The organism is Nocardiopsis dassonvillei subsp. dassonvillei DSM 43111 (assembly GCF_000092985.1).
Classification (GTDB): domain Bacteria; phylum Actinomycetota; class Actinomycetes; order Streptosporangiales; family Streptosporangiaceae; genus Nocardiopsis; species Nocardiopsis dassonvillei.
In genome coordinates this window covers 3,088,384-3,103,208 of record NC_014210.1, presented here as the reverse complement: position 1 = coordinate 3,103,208, position 14,825 = coordinate 3,088,384, and the positions used below count along the sequence as shown (strand labels likewise).

Genomic DNA, 14,825 nt, shown 5'->3' with positions numbered 1-14,825 from the left:
GCGCGCCGACCACCGCGACAGCCATGCGGACGGCCGCGCCGGAGCCCTCGGGCGCCGGCGCGGCCGTCCGGCGTCGGTGCGCATGGCCGACCACATCGTCGTGCTCGACCGGGGCCGGGTGGTGGAACAGGGCGGCCACGCCGAACTGCTGGCCGCCGACGGGCTCTACCGTGAGCTGTGGGACCTCCAGGCCAGCGACTACCGCTTCGCCGAGGAGGGCGAACCGGCGGCCCGACCCGGAGGAGGGTCGCGCACGGGTCCGGGACCGGCGCCGCCTCGCGGGTTCCGGGCCCGTGCGCCCCGGGTGTGGAGGGCGTCGGGAGCACCGGCCGCCGGGCACCAGCGCCGGTAGGGGCAGTCCAGGCAGGCCTCGCCCGGAGCGGGCGGGTGGGAGGTGTCGCCGTGCCAGGGTCCGGCGAGTTCGTGCACCACCCGCCGGGCCAGGGCCCGTACCCGTGCCGATCCCGGGTCCAGCGACCGTACGGACGCGCCCCGGGGACTGAGGACCTCCAGTTCCACGGCCGAGTCCGGGCCCGCGGGCAGGGCGCCGCAGGCGAAGAGCCCCACCGCCAGGGCCAGCCGGGGCTCCGCCGCCAGCAGCGCCTCCTCGTCCCCGAAGAGCGCGCCTCCGGCGAGGGCGGGAGCAGCGCCCCCGTTCCGGCAGGGAGCGTTCCCGCCCGGGGAAGGCCGGGCCTCCGCCGGAGCGGGCCCGCTCCCCGCCGGGGCTGACGCGTCGTCGTCGGTGGTCGTGACGGAGCGGTGGACCCAGGACCGGCCCCGGTGGTGGAGCACCTCGGCCCTGGCCAGAACCAGGACGTCGGCCCGCGTGTCGTCGGCGGCCAGCCTGTGGCCCACCCGCACGTGGCTGCCCGAGGCCAGCCCGCGCAGCGGACAGACCCCGACGTGCGCGGCGATCATGGCTGCCCCCAGGCGCGCCTGCCCGCCCTCCAACCGCCACCTCCCGGCGGACCAGGACGAGCGGTCCCCGGGCAGGTCCCCGGCCGTGCAGGGCCTTCGGGGCAGACGCCGGTGCAGCCGCTCCAGCCAGGCGCGCACGGCGCGGTCGCGCCGCAGCCGCGCCGGTTCGGCACCGGGGTCCGCGGGCAGGCCCAGGGCGTGGAAGTGCGCCCGGGCGGGACAGCCCCGGTGGCGCAGCCCCAGGGAGACCGACCAGGAGCGCCGGGGCCACGGTCCGCCGCCCGTGCCGAGCAGCCCCGGCGCGCGCGGCAGCCGACCGCAGCCGCGGCGCCCCGCACAGGCCAGGCAGTCCCGGCCGGGGGAGCGGGCCCCGCCCACCAGGGCCGAGCGCAGCCCCTCGCGGCCCGTAGAGGCGAAGGCCTCCCCGGCCTCGGCGGCCGAACCGTCGTAGAGGACGGCGGTGGAGGAGTCCAGACAGGAGGTCTCCACCACGCGCACCCGGTCCGGCGGCCGGGCGTCGGCGCCGCCGCGGTGCCCGCGCATCGGGTAGGGGGTGCCGCCCCGGTACCGCCCGGGCCGCGCCGCGCAGGCGTCGCGGTCCACCGGGGTCCCGGTGGCCAGCACGTACGCGGCCACCGCCACCTCCGCCCGCGGGCGGGCCTGCCCACCGGCCGCGCCCGCGACCGGGATGCGCAGCTCCCGCACCCGTTCCGATCCCTGTGCGTAGGCGTACCTGCGGCCCCGGGCGCACAGCTCGTAGGGCCGGGAGTTGGGGGAGCCGGGCACGGGCAGGTACTGGCGGACCCAGAAGTCGAACACCGGCGCGCGGTGCGGGCCGTCGCGCCCGCCGTCCCCGGCCAGGGCCTCCAGGTAGCACCGCGCGGCGTGCCGGACCCAGACCAGCAGCCCCGGGTGCGGCGGCGCGGGGCGCCCGCCCGGGAGGGCCCGGCCCGGCCCCCTCGGCGCGGACAGGCGTGCGCAGGCCTCCTCCAGCGCCATGCCCGCGTGCTCGACCAGGTCCAGGACGGCCTCCAGAACCGCCCCGGGAGTGTCGCGCGGAGGCGGGTCCGCGCCGAGGGACGGGTCGGCGCTGAACCGGCGGTGCGCAGGGCATCCCCCCGCGGCCAGCGCCGCGGAGCCGCTGAAGACGCGGACGGTCGGTGTCGGAACGGGTTCCCCCGTGGTGTGGTCGGGCACGGTCGCCTCCCCTCACCAGAAGGGTGGCACGATCGCGGTCGCGCCGCCGGAGGCCTGTGGACAACTCCGCCCGGGGCGTCCGGCGTGTCCGGAGCGGGGGATAAACCTCCGTAAAGAGTCACTCACGGTGACGTTTTCGACGCTCCGGGTGGTGCGGCGATCAACGGCGGGGAGCCCTCCCATCATGTTGAATGACGTCCATGATCGTGCGTCGAGTACTTCCTGATGAGATGAACGCCGTCAGTGAGCTGCGCCTGACGGCCTACACGGCCGACGGCCTCATGGACGTGAACCCGGCCTACGTCGAGACGCTCCGGCTCCTGGGCACGGACGGCCGCGGCGAGATCCTGGTCGCCGCCGACGAGAACCGGCTCCTGGGGACGGCCGTGTTCGAGCCCTGGTCTCCGGAGAGCGAGATCGCCCGCAACGCCGACGAGGCCGAGATCCGCGCCTTCGCCGTCGCTCCCGAGGCGCGGGGGCGCGGCGTGGGGCGCGACCTGGTCAACGCGCTCGTCGAGCGCGCCCGTGAGGAGGGGGTCTCCCGACTGCTGGTGGCCACCCTGCCCGAGATGGTCTCGACCCAGTACGTCTACCGCGCCCGCGGTTTCGAGCGGGTGCCCGAGCGCGACTGCGTCCCGCTGCCCGGCGTCGAGACGCTCGTCCACGAACTGGTCGTCAAGGCCTGAGCCCGCGCACGCCCGTCCTCCCGCCCCGGCCCGGGGCGGGGGAGGGGACACCGCTCAGGGGGTGACCGGGGCGGGGCGCAGCCGCCGCGCGGCCTCGGCCAGGGGCGCGCCCAGCGCCCCCTCCGCCAGCAGGTCCAGCACCGTGTCCGAGGCCGGGTGGCCCGTCAGCCGCACGGTGCGGACGAACCCCTCCGCGCATCCGGCGTACCTGTCCCGGTCCCGGCCGGGCAGGAGCCCGCCGCCCTCCAGCAGGATCGCGTAGTCGTCCAGCACCGCCCAGACCTCCTGGTGCGACGTGGGCGTCCCCGCGGCCCCGCCGCGCAGCCGCCGGGCCCACCCGCCCAGGACGGGGTGGTGCACGTACAGATCCAGCACCGGGGCCAGGTCCTCCTCCAGGGAGGCGAGCACCCGGGCCACCCGCTCACGCAGGCGCCAGGAACCGGGGGCGTCGCAGGCCTCCAACAGGCCGCACACCGCGCTCTCGGTGTCGCGGGCGGCCACCCACCGCTCCAGCAGGCGCTCGGTGTCCACCGGACGGCCCCGTTCCGCCAGGGCGAGCACCTCCTCGGCGTCCATCCCGGACAGGGGCCGGGCCAGCGCGATGTCGGCCCCGGTCTGGCGCAGCTGGCGCACCATGAAGTGGTCGCCGAGGCCCGTGACGCGGAACCGGCCGCCGCCGACCCGGCGGACCGCGCCCAGGTCCTCCAGCGTCTCCAGCACCTGGCGCACGTGTTCCACCGGGTCCTCCCCGCGCAGGGCGATCCCGGGCCCGTACACGGTCACCAGCTGCGCGGGCGTGCGCGCGTCCCCGTGCACGAACAGGTCGGTGAGCAGCAGGAACGCCGTGACCCCGCGCAGGTCGGTCATGGCCAGCAGGGCGTCGGCCCAGGCGTCGGCGGCCGCCCCCGGCACACCGTCCCGCCAGGCCCGCGCCGCCCGGCCGGGCAGCACCCGGGTGTAGGTGGTGCGCAGCAGACCCGCGTCCCTGGCCACGGCGAACAGCGCGGCCACCCTCGCGGGCGCGACCCCCAGGTCGGCGGCGGCCCGGGCGGTGTCGTCCGGGGTGAGGGCGTCGTCCCCCTCGGAGCAGAGGGGCCTTCCCCCACCCGTCCACACCGCCAGCCGCGCGGCGTCGGACAGGGGGCGGCACCGGCGCGCCGCCGCGTCCAGGTCGGCCGGATCCGCCGGGACGACCGTCGGCAGCGCCTCGGGAGCGCCGTCCGCGCCGACGCCGAGCCGGTCCAGGAGCGGTAGGGCGGCACTGTCGGTCCGGTCCTCGGGCGGCGGCGGACCGCCGGGCGCCAGGTCGACCGTGGCGATGGCGGCGCGCAGGCGGCGCGGGCTCTCCGCGGACAGTAACCGGTCCTGGTCGACCAGGAAGTCGCACCAGGTCAGCCAGGTGTCCCTGAGACTGTCGGGCACGCGGTCCCAGACGCGGACGGTACGGGCGATGTCGTGGACGTCGGCGGTGGACCAGTCCCCGGGGTCGGGAGCGCCGGCGTCCAGGTGGGCGGCCAGCAGGAAGAGCAGGCTGTCGGTGTTCAGGACGGGCCGGGGCTCGATGGTCCCGGCCCAGTCCAGGCACGCGTGCACGGCGGAGTAGATGCGCTCAGTCATTGACATACCACCCGAAGTGCCGTGAGCCACTGAAACGGGATCAGACTAACCGCGGGTCGCGGGCCCGCGCGGAAGAACGCCGAAATCACCCCTGGCCCCCGGCGAAGGCCGTCCGAAGCGGGGGAGGAGGCCGCCTCCGCACGCCGAAGCACCGGTCCGGGGCCGCTCGCACCCGCGGGGCCGCCCCCGGCCCGGCGGAGCCTCAGGCGCTGGTCCACCGCAGGAGCCGGTGCGCCTCGGTCGGGTCCGGGCACTCCCAGCGCCGTACCAGGCGCTCCACGGCGGCGGCCGGGACCGGCGCCCGCCTGCGGTCCAGGCGGGCCCGCAGCACCCGGGGCGGGGCCTCGACCGAGACGATCTCCACGCGCGCCCGGTAGGCGGCCGCCAGATCCACGCACTGGTCGCGCAGCGACCGCGAGACGTTGGTGGCGTTCCACACGAACGACCGCCCCGCGCGCAGGTGCTCGCGGGCGCGCGCGTGCGCGGCCGCCGCCACCGGCCGCTGGTCGGCGGTCGGGCGCACGCCCAGCTCGGCGCGCAGCGCGTCCAGGCTCACCACCGGCACGCCCGGCCGCTCGCGCGCGATCCAGGTGTCCTTGCCCGCACCCGGCAGCCCCGACATGACGGTCACCGTCATCCGGGTGTCGTCGTGGGCGGCGTAGTCCGGGTCGCGGTCGGGCTTGCGGAAGAACCAGAACCGGGCGTGGTCGGAGGGGAACCCCCTCGGCCGGTCCAGGCACCGCTGCTCCCGGCAGTACTCGCCGTACAGCCCGATGTTCTCCAGGACCTCCGCGGTGTCGCCGCAGCGGCGGCCCAGGATGTCGGCGGTGGCCAGGAGCACCAGGTCGTCGTTGCGCGCCACCAGGCTCACCCGGAACGCGATGCGGCGCAGGTCCGGGCGCTCCAGCGCCCAGAACGGCACCTGGTGGTGGCGCACCAGGGCCGCCACGTGCTCGCGCCAGCGCACCGCCTCCAGCGGCGAGGCGGCGGCCCCGGGTTCGGCCGCGGCCTCCCACAGCAGCCGGCGCGCCAGGAGGTCCCCGCGCCGCGAGTGGCCGTGCGCGGTCACCCGGCCGTCCTCCTCCCGGCGGGTGCACAGCGGTTTGGCGACGTCGTGCAGCAGCACGGCGGCGAACAACCGCTCCCGCTCCGCGGCGGGGCGGGACCGCCACGCGGGCAGCTCGGCCAGCGCCTCGCACGCCATGCGGGTGTGCGTCTCCACGTCCCCCTCGGCGTGGTGCACCGGATCCTGTTCCACCCCGGCCAGGTCGCGCACCCACGGGAGGGCCTCGCGCACCCGCGCCCAGTCCAGGTCCCAGCGCGGCGGCGCCGGGCACAGCTCAGCGAACACCCGCATAGAGCACCTCCGGATCGGCCAGCCCGTTCGCTATCAGCGGCCGGTCCAGCCAGTGCGTTCCCGAGTCCAGGACGGCGGAGGTGAACCCCGGGCGCACCCACTTGTACCGGTCCACCGTGCGGCCGCCCTCCTCGACCTTGACGTAGAGCCCCTCCATGAGGTCGGAGCCGTCGCTCTCGGCCAGGGCGCGGCCGGGGTCGGCGCCCGCCGCCCCCGCCGCCTCGGCCAGGGCCCCGCGCCAGCCGGGGGTGCGGCAGGTGGAGGGGCCCACCAGGCGGGTCAGGTCCGCCAACCGCTCCAGCGGACCGGTGTGCAGCACGGGCACCGACACCACCGGGGCGCCCTCCAGCAGCTCCCGGCGGCGCGGCGTGGACAGGAACGCGTCCTCGCGGGTGTCGAGGACGTCGAACTCGCAGAAAAGGTGCGGCAGCGCGTCGTAGAACACGGTGTGCTTGGCGTACAGCCACTCCCCGTACAGCACGTACCGCTCGCCCAGGCGCGGCCGCAGCAGCGGAGCCACGGTCGCCGCCCAGGCCTTGAACGGGGCGAAGTGCCGCTCGCGGGGGCCGCCGGTGAGGTAGTGGCCCCGGCTCTGGAGGCGCAGCTCGCCGCCGGGGCCGAAGCTGATCCCGGCGTTGGCGCCGTCCAGCTTCTCCTCCACCACCAGGTGGCGTCCGGCCAGCGCGGAGAAGGGCACGGCCGCCAGGTCGTGGTCGCCCCTCTGGAGGCGGGAGCCCCGGATGTGCCGGGTCCGCGGGTACTTGCGCATGGCCACGGTTGTACCGGTTCGTCCGGTCGCGCGGCCACCGGTTTTCGCCGCGTCGGCCGCCGGGGCCGCACCATGCGTCCTGCCGCTCCGCGGCCCGGCCGCGTCAGCCGCCCCGGAGGGCCGGTCCTCCCGTGTCGGTCGCACCGTCCCACCGGTCGCCCCAGCCGCTCCGCCGCCCGGCCCGACCGAGGGCACCGGCCTCCCGGCGTTGTCGCGGCGGGCTCAGCGGTCCGCGACGCGGCGGTGCGCGCCCAGGGACGCGGCGTCGGCCGCCGCCAGGCCCTCGTACCAGCCGTCCTCGCTGGCGGGCCCGCGCACCCGCGAGTAGGTCAGCTCGCCGAAGGCCTCGGCCACGGCGGCCTCCACCTCGCGCTCGCGGGCGGCGAACACCGGAACCAGGTCCGTGCCGGTCTCGGCCGCGGCGGCCTCCTCGGCGGAGCGGGCCGACTCCACCAGCCGCTCACCCACCCGCACCGAGAACGCGGACATGAACGAGGCGCGGAAGGCCCTGCCCGCCGCCCTGCCGGACCGGTCGCGCACCGAACCGCTGGCCCGCATCGCCGTCTCGGCCTGCACCAGCAGCGACGTGAACATCAGGTCCACCGCCTCCACGTCGCCCGGGAAGCCCATCACCGTGCACAGCCCCAGTTCCCGGTCCCACACGGCCCGGCAGTGGTTGGCCTCGGCGACCTCGTGCAGCAGCACCGCCTTGTGCTCGTCGTAGGGCGCGTCCACCGGCAGCCGCCGCCCCGAGGCGGCCTCCGACGCCTGCCCGGGTTCCTCGGCCAGCAGGGCGCGGTCGATGCTGTGCCGGGCCATCAGCTCCTGCGCGCGGGCGCTCAGCGCCTCCGCCTCGCTGGGGAACTCCGTGGACTCGGCCTTGGCCAGCAGCGCGCGCACGCGGGCCAGCTTGCCCTGGTCCACCGCCTCCGGGGTCCGCGCGGAGCCCTCGGGCCGCGGACGGAACGCCCCCGGCGGCGGGCACAGCCGGTGCAGCGGCGGCAGCACGCGCAGCGCGGCCAGCAGCCGCAGCGCCGTCTCCACCGCCTCGAAGCGCAGCAGCCCGTGCCCGGCGCCCACGTGCGCCAGGTAGTCCCCGGTGCCGCCCCAGGCCGGGGCGGCGCCCAGTTCGCGCACCTGCGCGGTCCAGCGCGGGTCCACCGTGTCGGGGGAGTGGCGGTCGAGGTCGGCCGTCACCGCGTCGGCGCACACCGCCGCCGCCACCGGGTCCAGTACGCGGCCCGCCTGGCGGACCGTCTCGGCGGGCTGCCACCCGCGCGCCCACGCCGAGGCCACCCCCGCCAGGAGGGCGTCGCGGACGGCGCGGTCCGCCGCCCCGGCCCGCGCCGGGTCCTCGGCGTCGGCCAGGCGCGCGGCGGCCAGGTCCACGCCGCCGCCCTCCCGGCCGAGCACCAGCGCGTCGACCGCCTCCGAGACGACCTGCTCGGGGGAGTCCCCGGGCGCGGGACCGGCCCAGGGCTGGGCGCCCTGCCCGGCCGTGCGGCGGTCCCCGCCGCGCTGTCGCCCGCGGCCCTTCTTGCCCACGTGGTCCTCCGTTCGGCGCTGGTGTGCGACCAGCAGGCCATCCTACCCACCGGCGGGTCCGCGGCGGGCGGGCGCGAGCCCCGCGGGACGGTGGCGGGGGACACTCCCCGGCGCGGGGCACCCCGGCCTGGGGAGGAAGGGGCGTGAACGTCACCGGTGCGCCGACACCTGCTCCTCTGGGCGACGTGAGCGGTAATCCCGCCTTGGCCCTCCGTGGCACCGGGTGCCCCGTCCGGAAAGGTGGAGCTTTCCTGCCCGAAGCACGGCGGAAACACGGGGCGCGTACCGTCGCCTCGCATCCGCAGCCACTGAGGAGCCTCCATGCGCCAGGGAACCGGGACCGACGGCCGCGACGACCCCCCGTCAGCGGGATCCGGCGGCGCCCGCTGCCCGGTCGCCCTACCCCCGCGCGGGGACACCGGCGCCGACACGCCCTGGGACGCGCTGCGCGACCGCCACGGCGGCCTGGTCCCGGTCGAGGTGGGCCCGGGTGTGCCGGGATGGCTCCTGCTCGGCTACCGGGAGAACCTCCAGGCGCTGCGCGACCACACCCTCTTCTCCGCCGACCCGCGCCCGTGGGGCGCCGAGGACGCCGCACCCGCCCGCAGCGCCGCCCTGGCCCGCGACGGCGAGGAGCACCGGCGGCTGCGCGCGGCCGTCGTCGACACCCTGGCCAGGGCGGACACGCCCCGTCTGGTCCCCGTGGTCGAACGCGCCGCCGTGCACCTGCTCGGCCGGGTCGCGGCCGACGGCGCCGCCGACCTCATCGGCGGGTTCGCCGCCCCGCTGCCCGCCCTGGTCCTCAACGAGCTCTTCGGACTGCCCGACGCCTACGGCCGCCTGCTGGCCGACCTGGCCCCGCGGCTGTGGAGCGGCGAACCCGACCGGGCCGGTCCCGCCGCCACCGCGGTCCGCTCCTACTTCGCGGGCCTGGTCGCGCGCAAACGCGCCGACCCCGGACAGGACATGGCCAGCTGGCTGCTCGCCCACCCCGCCGGGCTCACCGACGACGAGGCGGCGGGGGCGCTGGCGCTGCTGTGGGAGTCCGGGCACGAGCCCACCACCCACCTGATCGGCAACGCCCTGCTCCGGCTGCTGGAGGACCCGGGCGTGTGGACCGCCTACCTGGGCGGCACCCTCACCCCCGAGGACTTCATCGACTACGTGATGTGGACCGACTCCCCGATCCGGGTGCTCGGCGGGCGCTACCCGGTCGAGGACCTGAGCTTCTCCGGGGCTCGCGTCCGCAGGGGCGAGCCGCTGCTGCTGGGGTTGGCCTCCGCGCACACCGACCCGTCGGTGGCCCGCGGCGACGACGCGATGGCCCGGGCCGGAGACCGCTCCCACCTGTCCTGGGGCGCGGGCGCGCACCGCTGCCCCGCCACCGGCCTCACCCGCGAGCTGGCGCGCACCGCCATCGACACCGCTGTGGACCGGTTGCGCGGCATGGTCCTGGCTGTCGAGCCCGAGGAGCTGCGCTGGCGCGCGTCCCTGGCCGTGCACGGTCTGGAGGAGCTGCCGGTGTGGTTCACCGCCACCGGGGAGCGCGCCGGGTCCGACGCGCCGGTGCGCGAGCGCGCCCCGGCCCCGGTGACGCGGCGTCTGCGCAGGAAGCGCGGGCCCGCCCCGCGCGGGGCGCGCTACCAGGCGCCCCTGGCGGGTGAGGACGGCGAGCGGGCACGGGAGGAGCGGCCCGCGCCCGCCCCGCGGTCCCGCAGGGTCGCGCGCGGCGCCGGGGCCCGCTACCAGGCGCCGTTCGCCACGGAACGCGCCGACCCCGACGCCCTGGAGCGGCTGCTGGCGGCCTGGCGGTCGCGGGACTGACCGGCCGCGCGGGCGACCGCGGGCGTTCGGGCACGCGCGCGCCGCCGCGACCGGTCGCGGCGGGACCGGCGGCCCGCCCCGCGTCGGCTACCCCTCGTCGGGGTCGACCACGACCAGTTCGGGGTGGAAGGCCCCGGGGTCCTCCAGCAGGGGCTGGTCCCCGCCGCGCAGGTGGTGGTCGAAGAACGCCAGGCTGTAGGTGCGCACCAGCTCCAGGCCGCGCTCGACGCCGACGTCGCCGTACAGGTTCCGCCACTGCTCGGGGGTGAAGAGCTCGGTCAGGCCGAGCTGCTCCACCAGCACGCCGCGGTCGATGCTGTTGGAGTGCCCCGAGCCCTCCATGCGGATCCACTGCCGCCAGCCCTCCAGGCGCGGCCACATCTGCTCGACGCCGTCCCAGGAGTTGCCCTGGCCGTTCTCGATCAGCGCCAGCGGCTTGTCCAGCCCCTCCTCCACCGCGGGCGGGTAGTAGGGGCCGTCCAGGTTGATCCCGGCGTCCACCCGCTCCTCGGCCCGCAGCGTCTCGGCGGTGGCCGTGCCGCCCCAGGAGTGCCCGGCCATCCCGATCCGGGAGGCGTCGATGACCCGCGACCACCGCCACGCGGGGTCGGGGCCGGTGAGCCGGTCCAGGAGGAAGGAGACGTCCTCGGCCCGGTTGGACGAACCCAGGGCCCACTCGCCGCTCTGGCACCCGGTGCACTCGGTGATCAGCCCGTCGGGGAACTCCACGGGCGCGGCCTCGTGGGCGTGGTCCACCCCGGCCACCACGAAGCCGTGGCTGGCCAGGTCCTCGGCCAGCGAGGACAGCTCGATCCGGTTGTGCCCCGCGCCGGGGGACAGGACCACCAGCGGGAACCCGTCGCGGGTGCGCGCGGGAGGCACGTCCAGGCGGGAGGAGGTGCGCACCCCGCTGTGCATGAGGTCGGCGGGCAGGTCCAGCCCCAGCCCCGCGATCATGGCCGCGGACTCGGCCTCGGTCATGTACGGCGCTGGCCGGCCCGAGTCCGCACGCGCCGGGTACCACAGGGTGACCATCAGCTGGCGGGGCCCGCCCACCCACACGTCCTCGCGCTCCCCGTCCACCAGGTGCAGGGTCGTCCTGCCCACCGGGTGGTCCCCGGTGGGCTCGGGCAGGGCGGCCCGGAGGGCGTCGGCGGGGGCGCTGGAGGGGTCGGTGTCGGCCGCGGCCGTTCCGGACGCGGCCAGGGAGAGCGGCAGCGCCAGCGCGGCGGCCGCGGCGAGCGCGGTACCGGACCGGAGCGCGCGCGAGGAGGGGGAGGGGTGCGGTGAAGGGGGCATGGTGTCCCGTCCGTTCGGTGCCGTCGTGGTCACCGCCCACGCTAGGAAGGGCGGCCCGCCCGGTGCCATCGGGACCTCCACCCCCCTTCCCCGGGGGTGTCCCGGAGGAGGGGGGTGGGGACAGCCCTACCCCGTGGCGTCCCACCAGCGGGTTCGGGGCTTCGGACCCACCGGGCCACGGTCTCGCCTGCCGCCCGGTCCCGGACGACCGGGTTCGGGAAGTCGGTTCCGCCGGAGCGCGCTCGCGTCCCAGGGGAGGGCCCTCCCCACCGGATCCGGGGGCCGCGTCCGCCGGACCGCGCCCCCGCCCGCGTGGCCGCCCCCGTCACCGGGTTCAGGGCGCGGGTACCACCAGCAGCACCTCCAGCGTGCGCGGGCCGTGCACCCCCTCCACCCGGTTCAGCTCGATGTCGCTGGTCGCCGAGGGGCCGCTGATCCAGGTCAGCGGGCGCGACGGGTCCAGGAGCCGGACCGCCTGCGGCACCCCGTCCACCACCTGCTCGGCGCGCACCACGCACAGGTGGTAGTCCGGCACCAGGGTGACGGCCCGGCGCCCCTGGCCCGGCCCGCCGTCCAGGACGATCGTGCCGGTCTCGGCGACGGCCACCGCGCAGCCGGTGACCACGCCGTCCACGCCGGTGAGGTCGGCGACCGCCAGCGGCTCCTCACGCGAGTCGGCCAGCCGCTCGACGCGGGCGTGCGTGAACCACTCCGGCGGCGCGTCCGCGGGGACGACCACCCGCCGCGCCCCCCGGCGCTCCAGCGCGGCGGCCACCTCGGCGGCCACGCGGTCGGCGCCCACCCGGCGCACCAGCGCGCGGTAGTCCAGCAGCCGGTCCTCCAGCACCTCCAACGAAGGGCCCGCGTCGTGGCTGTCGGCGTAGCCGCGCCCCGGCTCCCGCACCGGCGACTCGTCGGCGGGCACGTCGGCCAGCGCCCTCCTGACCCTGGCCAGGATCCGCTCGCGGCTGCTCATCGGCCCTCCCCCTCGCGCCTGTCCCACCACTGGCGGAAGGACTCGGCCGGGACGTCGGGCACGTCCCTGGTGTCGGTCCAGGCCCCCGCCAGGCCCGGCAGGTGGCGCGGGACCGCGCGGCGCCCCAGCCCCGCCGCCCGCTGGACCGCGCCCAGCGTCCGCGGGGAGGACAGCACCGCCTCGGCGCCCGCCATGAGCGCCTTCTCCCCCGCGTGCCCGGAGCGCTCCACGACCTCCTCGCGCAGGTGCACCAGCACCTCGGGGATGTCGATGGCCACCGGGCACACCTCGTAGCAGGCCCCGCACAGCGAGGACGCGTAGGGCAGCGCCTCGTCCACCGGCGAGGACATCCCCCGCAGCTGCGGGGTGAGGATCGCGCCGATCGGGCCCGGGTAGACCGAACCGTAGGAGTGCCCGCCGGTGCGCTCGTAGACCGGGCAGGTGTTCAGGCACGCCGAGCAGCGGATGCAGCGCAGCGCCTGGCGGCCCACGGTGTCGGCCAGCACGTCGGTGCGGCCGTTGTCCAGCAGCACCAGGTGGAACTCCTGGGGGCCGTCGCCCGGCGTCACCCCGGTCCAGGTGGAGGTGTAGGGGTTCATCCGCTCGCCGGTGGAGGAACGCGGCAGCAACTGGAGGAACACCTCCAGGTCCGACCAGGTCGGCACGATCTTCTCGATGCCGACCACGGAGATCAGCGTCCGGGGCAGGGTCAGGCACATGCGCCCGTTGCCCTCCGACTCCAGCACCACGAGCGTGCCGCTGTCGGCCACCGCGAAGTTGGCCCCCGAGATCGCGGTGCGGGTGCGCAGGAAGCGTTCGCGCAGGTGCACGCGGGCCGCCTCGGCCAGCGCCCGGGGGTCGTCGGTCAGGCCCCGGGGCGCGGGCACGCCCCACTCGGCCATCTGCTCCAGGAAGATCTCGCGGATCTGGGCGCGGCCCAGGTGGATGGCGGGCACCAGGATGTGCGAGGGCAGGTCCTCGCCCAGCTGCACGATCAGCTCGGCCAGGTCGGTCTCGTAGGCGGTGATCCCGGCGGCGGCGAGGGCGTCGTTGAGTTCGATCTCCTGGGTGGCCATCGACTTGACCTTGACCACGTCGGTCTCGCCGGTGTCCCGGACCAGCCGGGTGACGATCTCGTTGGCCTCGGCCGCGTCGGAGGCCCAGTGCACCCGTCCGCCCGCCCGGTGGACGGACTCCTCCAGCTGTTCCAGGTAGTGGTCCAGGTGGCGCAGGGTGTGCTCCTTGACCGCGGCGCCCTCCGCCCGCAGGCGCTGCCAGTCCTCGTGCAGCTCGTCGACGACGGAGGCGCGCTTGTCGCGGATGGTGTGCGTGGCCCTGCGCAGGTTGTGCCGCAGGCGGGCGTCGTTGACCGCGCCCGCGGCGGCCTCGGGAAAGGGCGGGATGCCCAGGAACGTCGCGCTCATCGGTATGCGCCCTCCTCGTCTCTTTGGACCTCCGCTTCGCTTCGGCCCACCCGTCGCCCGCCATCGCCCGTCGGGGACGCTGCGCGTCGGGACGGGCTACCGCCCTCAACGGACGCCTGCGGCGCGGTGTCTTCCTTGTTCGGGCGCCCGGAGAACGGGAACCTTCGGTGCCTTCGGCGTATTCGCTCGTGCCCGCCCGTCACCCGCCACCGCCCCAATCGACGCCTGCGGCGCAGTTCTTCCCACGGGAATCCGCCTCCGCCCCCTCCAGAACCCCGTGGGCGCCCTCCTTCTCGGTGCTGGCCAGGATCTCGGCCAGGTGCGCCACCCTCATCCCCGACCGCTGCCGGGACAGGGTGCCGCCGATGTGCATCAGGCAGGAGTTGTCCACCGCGCACAGCACCTCGGCGCCGGTCTCCACGGCGTGGCGGGCCTTGTCCGCGCCCATGGCCGAGGACACGTCGCCGTTCTTGACCGCGAAGGTGCCGCCGAAGCCGCAGCACTCGGTGGCCCCGGGCAGCTCCACCAGCTCCAGGCCGCGCACGGCGCGCAGCAGCTGGTAGGGGCGGTCGCCCAGGCCGAGCATGCGCAGCCCGTGGCAGGTGGGGTGGTAGGCCACCTTGTGCGGGTAGTAGGCGCCCACGTCCGTCACACCGAGCACGTCCACCAGGAACTCGGTGAGGTCGTACACGCGCGGGGCGAGGTCGGCCACCTTGCGCGACAGGCGGCTCCCGCTCGAGCCCAGCCGCGGGTAGTTGTCGCGGACCATGGCCGCGCAGGAGGCGGAGGGGACCACGACGGCGTCGGCGCCCTCGAAGGTGCGCACGAAGCGCACGGCCAGACGGCTCGCCGAGCGCCGGTAACCGGTGTTGTAGTGCATCTGCCCGCAGCAGGTCTGGCCCTCGGGGAAGACCACCTCGTGCCCCAGGCGCTCCAGGAGGCGCACGACCGCCCGTCCGGTGTCGGGGAACAGTGTGTCGTTGACGCAGGTGATGAACAGCGCGATCCGCATGTGCCTCCTTCGTGCCCCGCCGACCGGCGCGCGCGTGCGGACCCGCCGGGTCGGCCCACGCGGTGCGCTGCCATGGCGGAACTGCTCGCCACGAGCCTGGGTGGTCGGACCACTTTCGCACGACGGGAAGCATCTGGGCAAGAAAGGGGGCGAAAATGGCGATGCGGGGCGAGGGGATGGAAAATTGGTATGATCTCTTGG

The 14,825-nt window shown here is 76.6% G+C and carries 11 protein-coding genes; 2 read left to right on the top strand and 9 right to left on the bottom strand.

Annotation, left to right across the window (positions count from 1 at the left end; genetic code table 11):
* Nucleotides 1-198: 198 nt before the first annotated feature.
* The gene (locus NDAS_RS12860; RefSeq protein ID WP_013153628.1) at nucleotides 199-2,115 is read right to left on the bottom strand and encodes a hypothetical protein; all 1,917 of its coding nucleotides are present in this window, start codon (nucleotides 2,113-2,115) and stop codon (nucleotides 199-201) included.
* A 230-nt stretch (nucleotides 2,116-2,345) separates the two neighbouring features.
* On the opposite strand from NDAS_RS12860, the gene NDAS_RS12855 reads away from it, so the two are divergent.
* Complete coding sequence (locus NDAS_RS12855; RefSeq protein ID WP_013153627.1) at nucleotides 2,346-2,801, top strand: GNAT family N-acetyltransferase; 456 nt, start codon at nucleotides 2,346-2,348, stop codon at nucleotides 2,799-2,801.
* Between the two features lie 54 nt (nucleotides 2,802-2,855).
* Here the strand turns inward: NDAS_RS12855 and NDAS_RS12850 are convergent, their stop codons facing one another.
* The 4 genes from NDAS_RS12850 to NDAS_RS12835 all read right to left on the bottom strand — a co-directional run bounded on the left by NDAS_RS12850 (nucleotide 2,856) and on the right by NDAS_RS12835 (nucleotide 8,089).
* Nucleotides 2,856-4,418, bottom strand: a complete 1,563-nt coding sequence (locus tag NDAS_RS12850) for a hypothetical protein (protein ID WP_013153626.1) — start codon at nucleotides 4,416-4,418, stop codon at nucleotides 2,856-2,858.
* 202 nt (nucleotides 4,419-4,620) lie between these two features.
* Nucleotides 4,621-5,775 carry an AAA family ATPase gene (locus NDAS_RS12845; protein WP_013153625.1) on the bottom strand — a complete coding sequence of 385 codons (1,155 nt, stop codon included), beginning with the start codon at nucleotides 5,773-5,775 and terminating at the stop codon, nucleotides 4,621-4,623.
* Nucleotides 5,759-6,544: an RNA ligase family protein gene (locus NDAS_RS12840; protein ID WP_013153624.1), complete on the bottom strand. Its 786-nt coding sequence runs from the start codon at nucleotides 6,542-6,544 to the stop codon at nucleotides 5,759-5,761. Before NDAS_RS12840 ends, NDAS_RS12845 begins: the two co-directional genes overlap by 17 nt.
* A 222-nt stretch (nucleotides 6,545-6,766) precedes the next feature.
* Nucleotides 6,767-8,089 (bottom strand): DUF2786 domain-containing protein, encoded by a 1,323-nt coding sequence (locus tag NDAS_RS12835; RefSeq protein WP_013153623.1) that lies wholly within the window; start codon nucleotides 8,087-8,089, stop codon nucleotides 6,767-6,769.
* Between the two features lie 321 nt (nucleotides 8,090-8,410).
* Here NDAS_RS12835 and NDAS_RS12830 point away from each other — a divergent pair, with 321 nt between their 5' ends.
* Nucleotides 8,411-9,913 carry a cytochrome P450 family protein gene (locus NDAS_RS12830; protein WP_013153622.1) on the top strand — a complete coding sequence of 501 codons (1,503 nt, stop codon included), beginning with the start codon at nucleotides 8,411-8,413 and terminating at the stop codon, nucleotides 9,911-9,913.
* A gap of 87 nt (nucleotides 9,914-10,000) precedes the next feature.
* Here NDAS_RS12830 and NDAS_RS12825 read toward each other — a convergent pair whose 3' ends face one another.
* The 4 genes from NDAS_RS12825 to NDAS_RS12810 all read right to left on the bottom strand — a co-directional run bounded on the left by NDAS_RS12825 (nucleotide 10,001) and on the right by NDAS_RS12810 (nucleotide 14,624).
* Complete coding sequence (locus NDAS_RS12825) at nucleotides 10,001-11,212, bottom strand: alpha/beta hydrolase family protein (RefSeq protein ID WP_041552747.1); 1,212 nt, start codon at nucleotides 11,210-11,212, stop codon at nucleotides 10,001-10,003.
* 334 nt (nucleotides 11,213-11,546) lie between these two features.
* Nucleotides 11,547-12,188, bottom strand: a complete 642-nt coding sequence (locus NDAS_RS12820; protein ID WP_013153620.1) for a LutC/YkgG family protein — start codon at nucleotides 12,186-12,188, stop codon at nucleotides 11,547-11,549.
* Nucleotides 12,185-13,612 carry a lactate utilization protein B gene (locus NDAS_RS12815; RefSeq protein WP_013153619.1) on the bottom strand — a complete coding sequence of 476 codons (1,428 nt, stop codon included), beginning with the start codon at nucleotides 13,610-13,612 and terminating at the stop codon, nucleotides 12,185-12,187. Before NDAS_RS12815 ends, NDAS_RS12820 begins: the two co-directional genes overlap by 4 nt.
* A gap of 199 nt (nucleotides 13,613-13,811) precedes the next feature.
* Complete coding sequence (locus NDAS_RS12810; protein ID WP_013153618.1) at nucleotides 13,812-14,624, bottom strand: (Fe-S)-binding protein; 813 nt, start codon at nucleotides 14,622-14,624, stop codon at nucleotides 13,812-13,814.
* Nucleotides 14,625-14,825 lie beyond the last annotated feature (201 nt).

Bases quoted from the DNA above. Each gene is read 5' to 3' on its own strand.
- NDAS_RS12855 (WP_013153627.1), top strand. From the start codon at position 2,346: ATGAACGCCGTCAGTGAGCTGCGCCTGACGGCCTACACGGCCGACGGC.
- NDAS_RS12850 (WP_013153626.1), bottom strand. From the start codon at position 4,418: ATGACTGAGCGCATCTACTCCGCCGTGCACGCGTGCCTGGACTGGGCC.
- NDAS_RS12845 (WP_013153625.1), bottom strand. From the start codon at position 5,775: ATGCGGGTGTTCGCTGAGCTGTGCCCGGCGCCGCCGCGCTGGGACCTG.
- NDAS_RS12840 (WP_013153624.1), bottom strand. From the start codon at position 6,544: ATGCGCAAGTACCCGCGGACCCGGCACATCCGGGGCTCCCGCCTCCAG.
- NDAS_RS12830 (WP_013153622.1), top strand. From the start codon at position 8,411: ATGCGCCAGGGAACCGGGACCGACGGCCGCGACGACCCCCCGTCAGCG.
- NDAS_RS12825 (WP_041552747.1), bottom strand. From the start codon at position 11,212: ATGCCCCCTTCACCGCACCCCTCCCCCTCCTCGCGCGCGCTCCGGTCC.
- NDAS_RS12820 (WP_013153620.1), bottom strand. From the start codon at position 12,188: ATGAGCAGCCGCGAGCGGATCCTGGCCAGGGTCAGGAGGGCGCTGGCC.
- NDAS_RS12815 (WP_013153619.1), bottom strand. From the start codon at position 13,612: ATGAGCGCGACGTTCCTGGGCATCCCGCCCTTTCCCGAGGCCGCCGCG.
- NDAS_RS12810 (WP_013153618.1), bottom strand. From the start codon at position 14,624: ATGCGGATCGCGCTGTTCATCACCTGCGTCAACGACACACTGTTCCCC.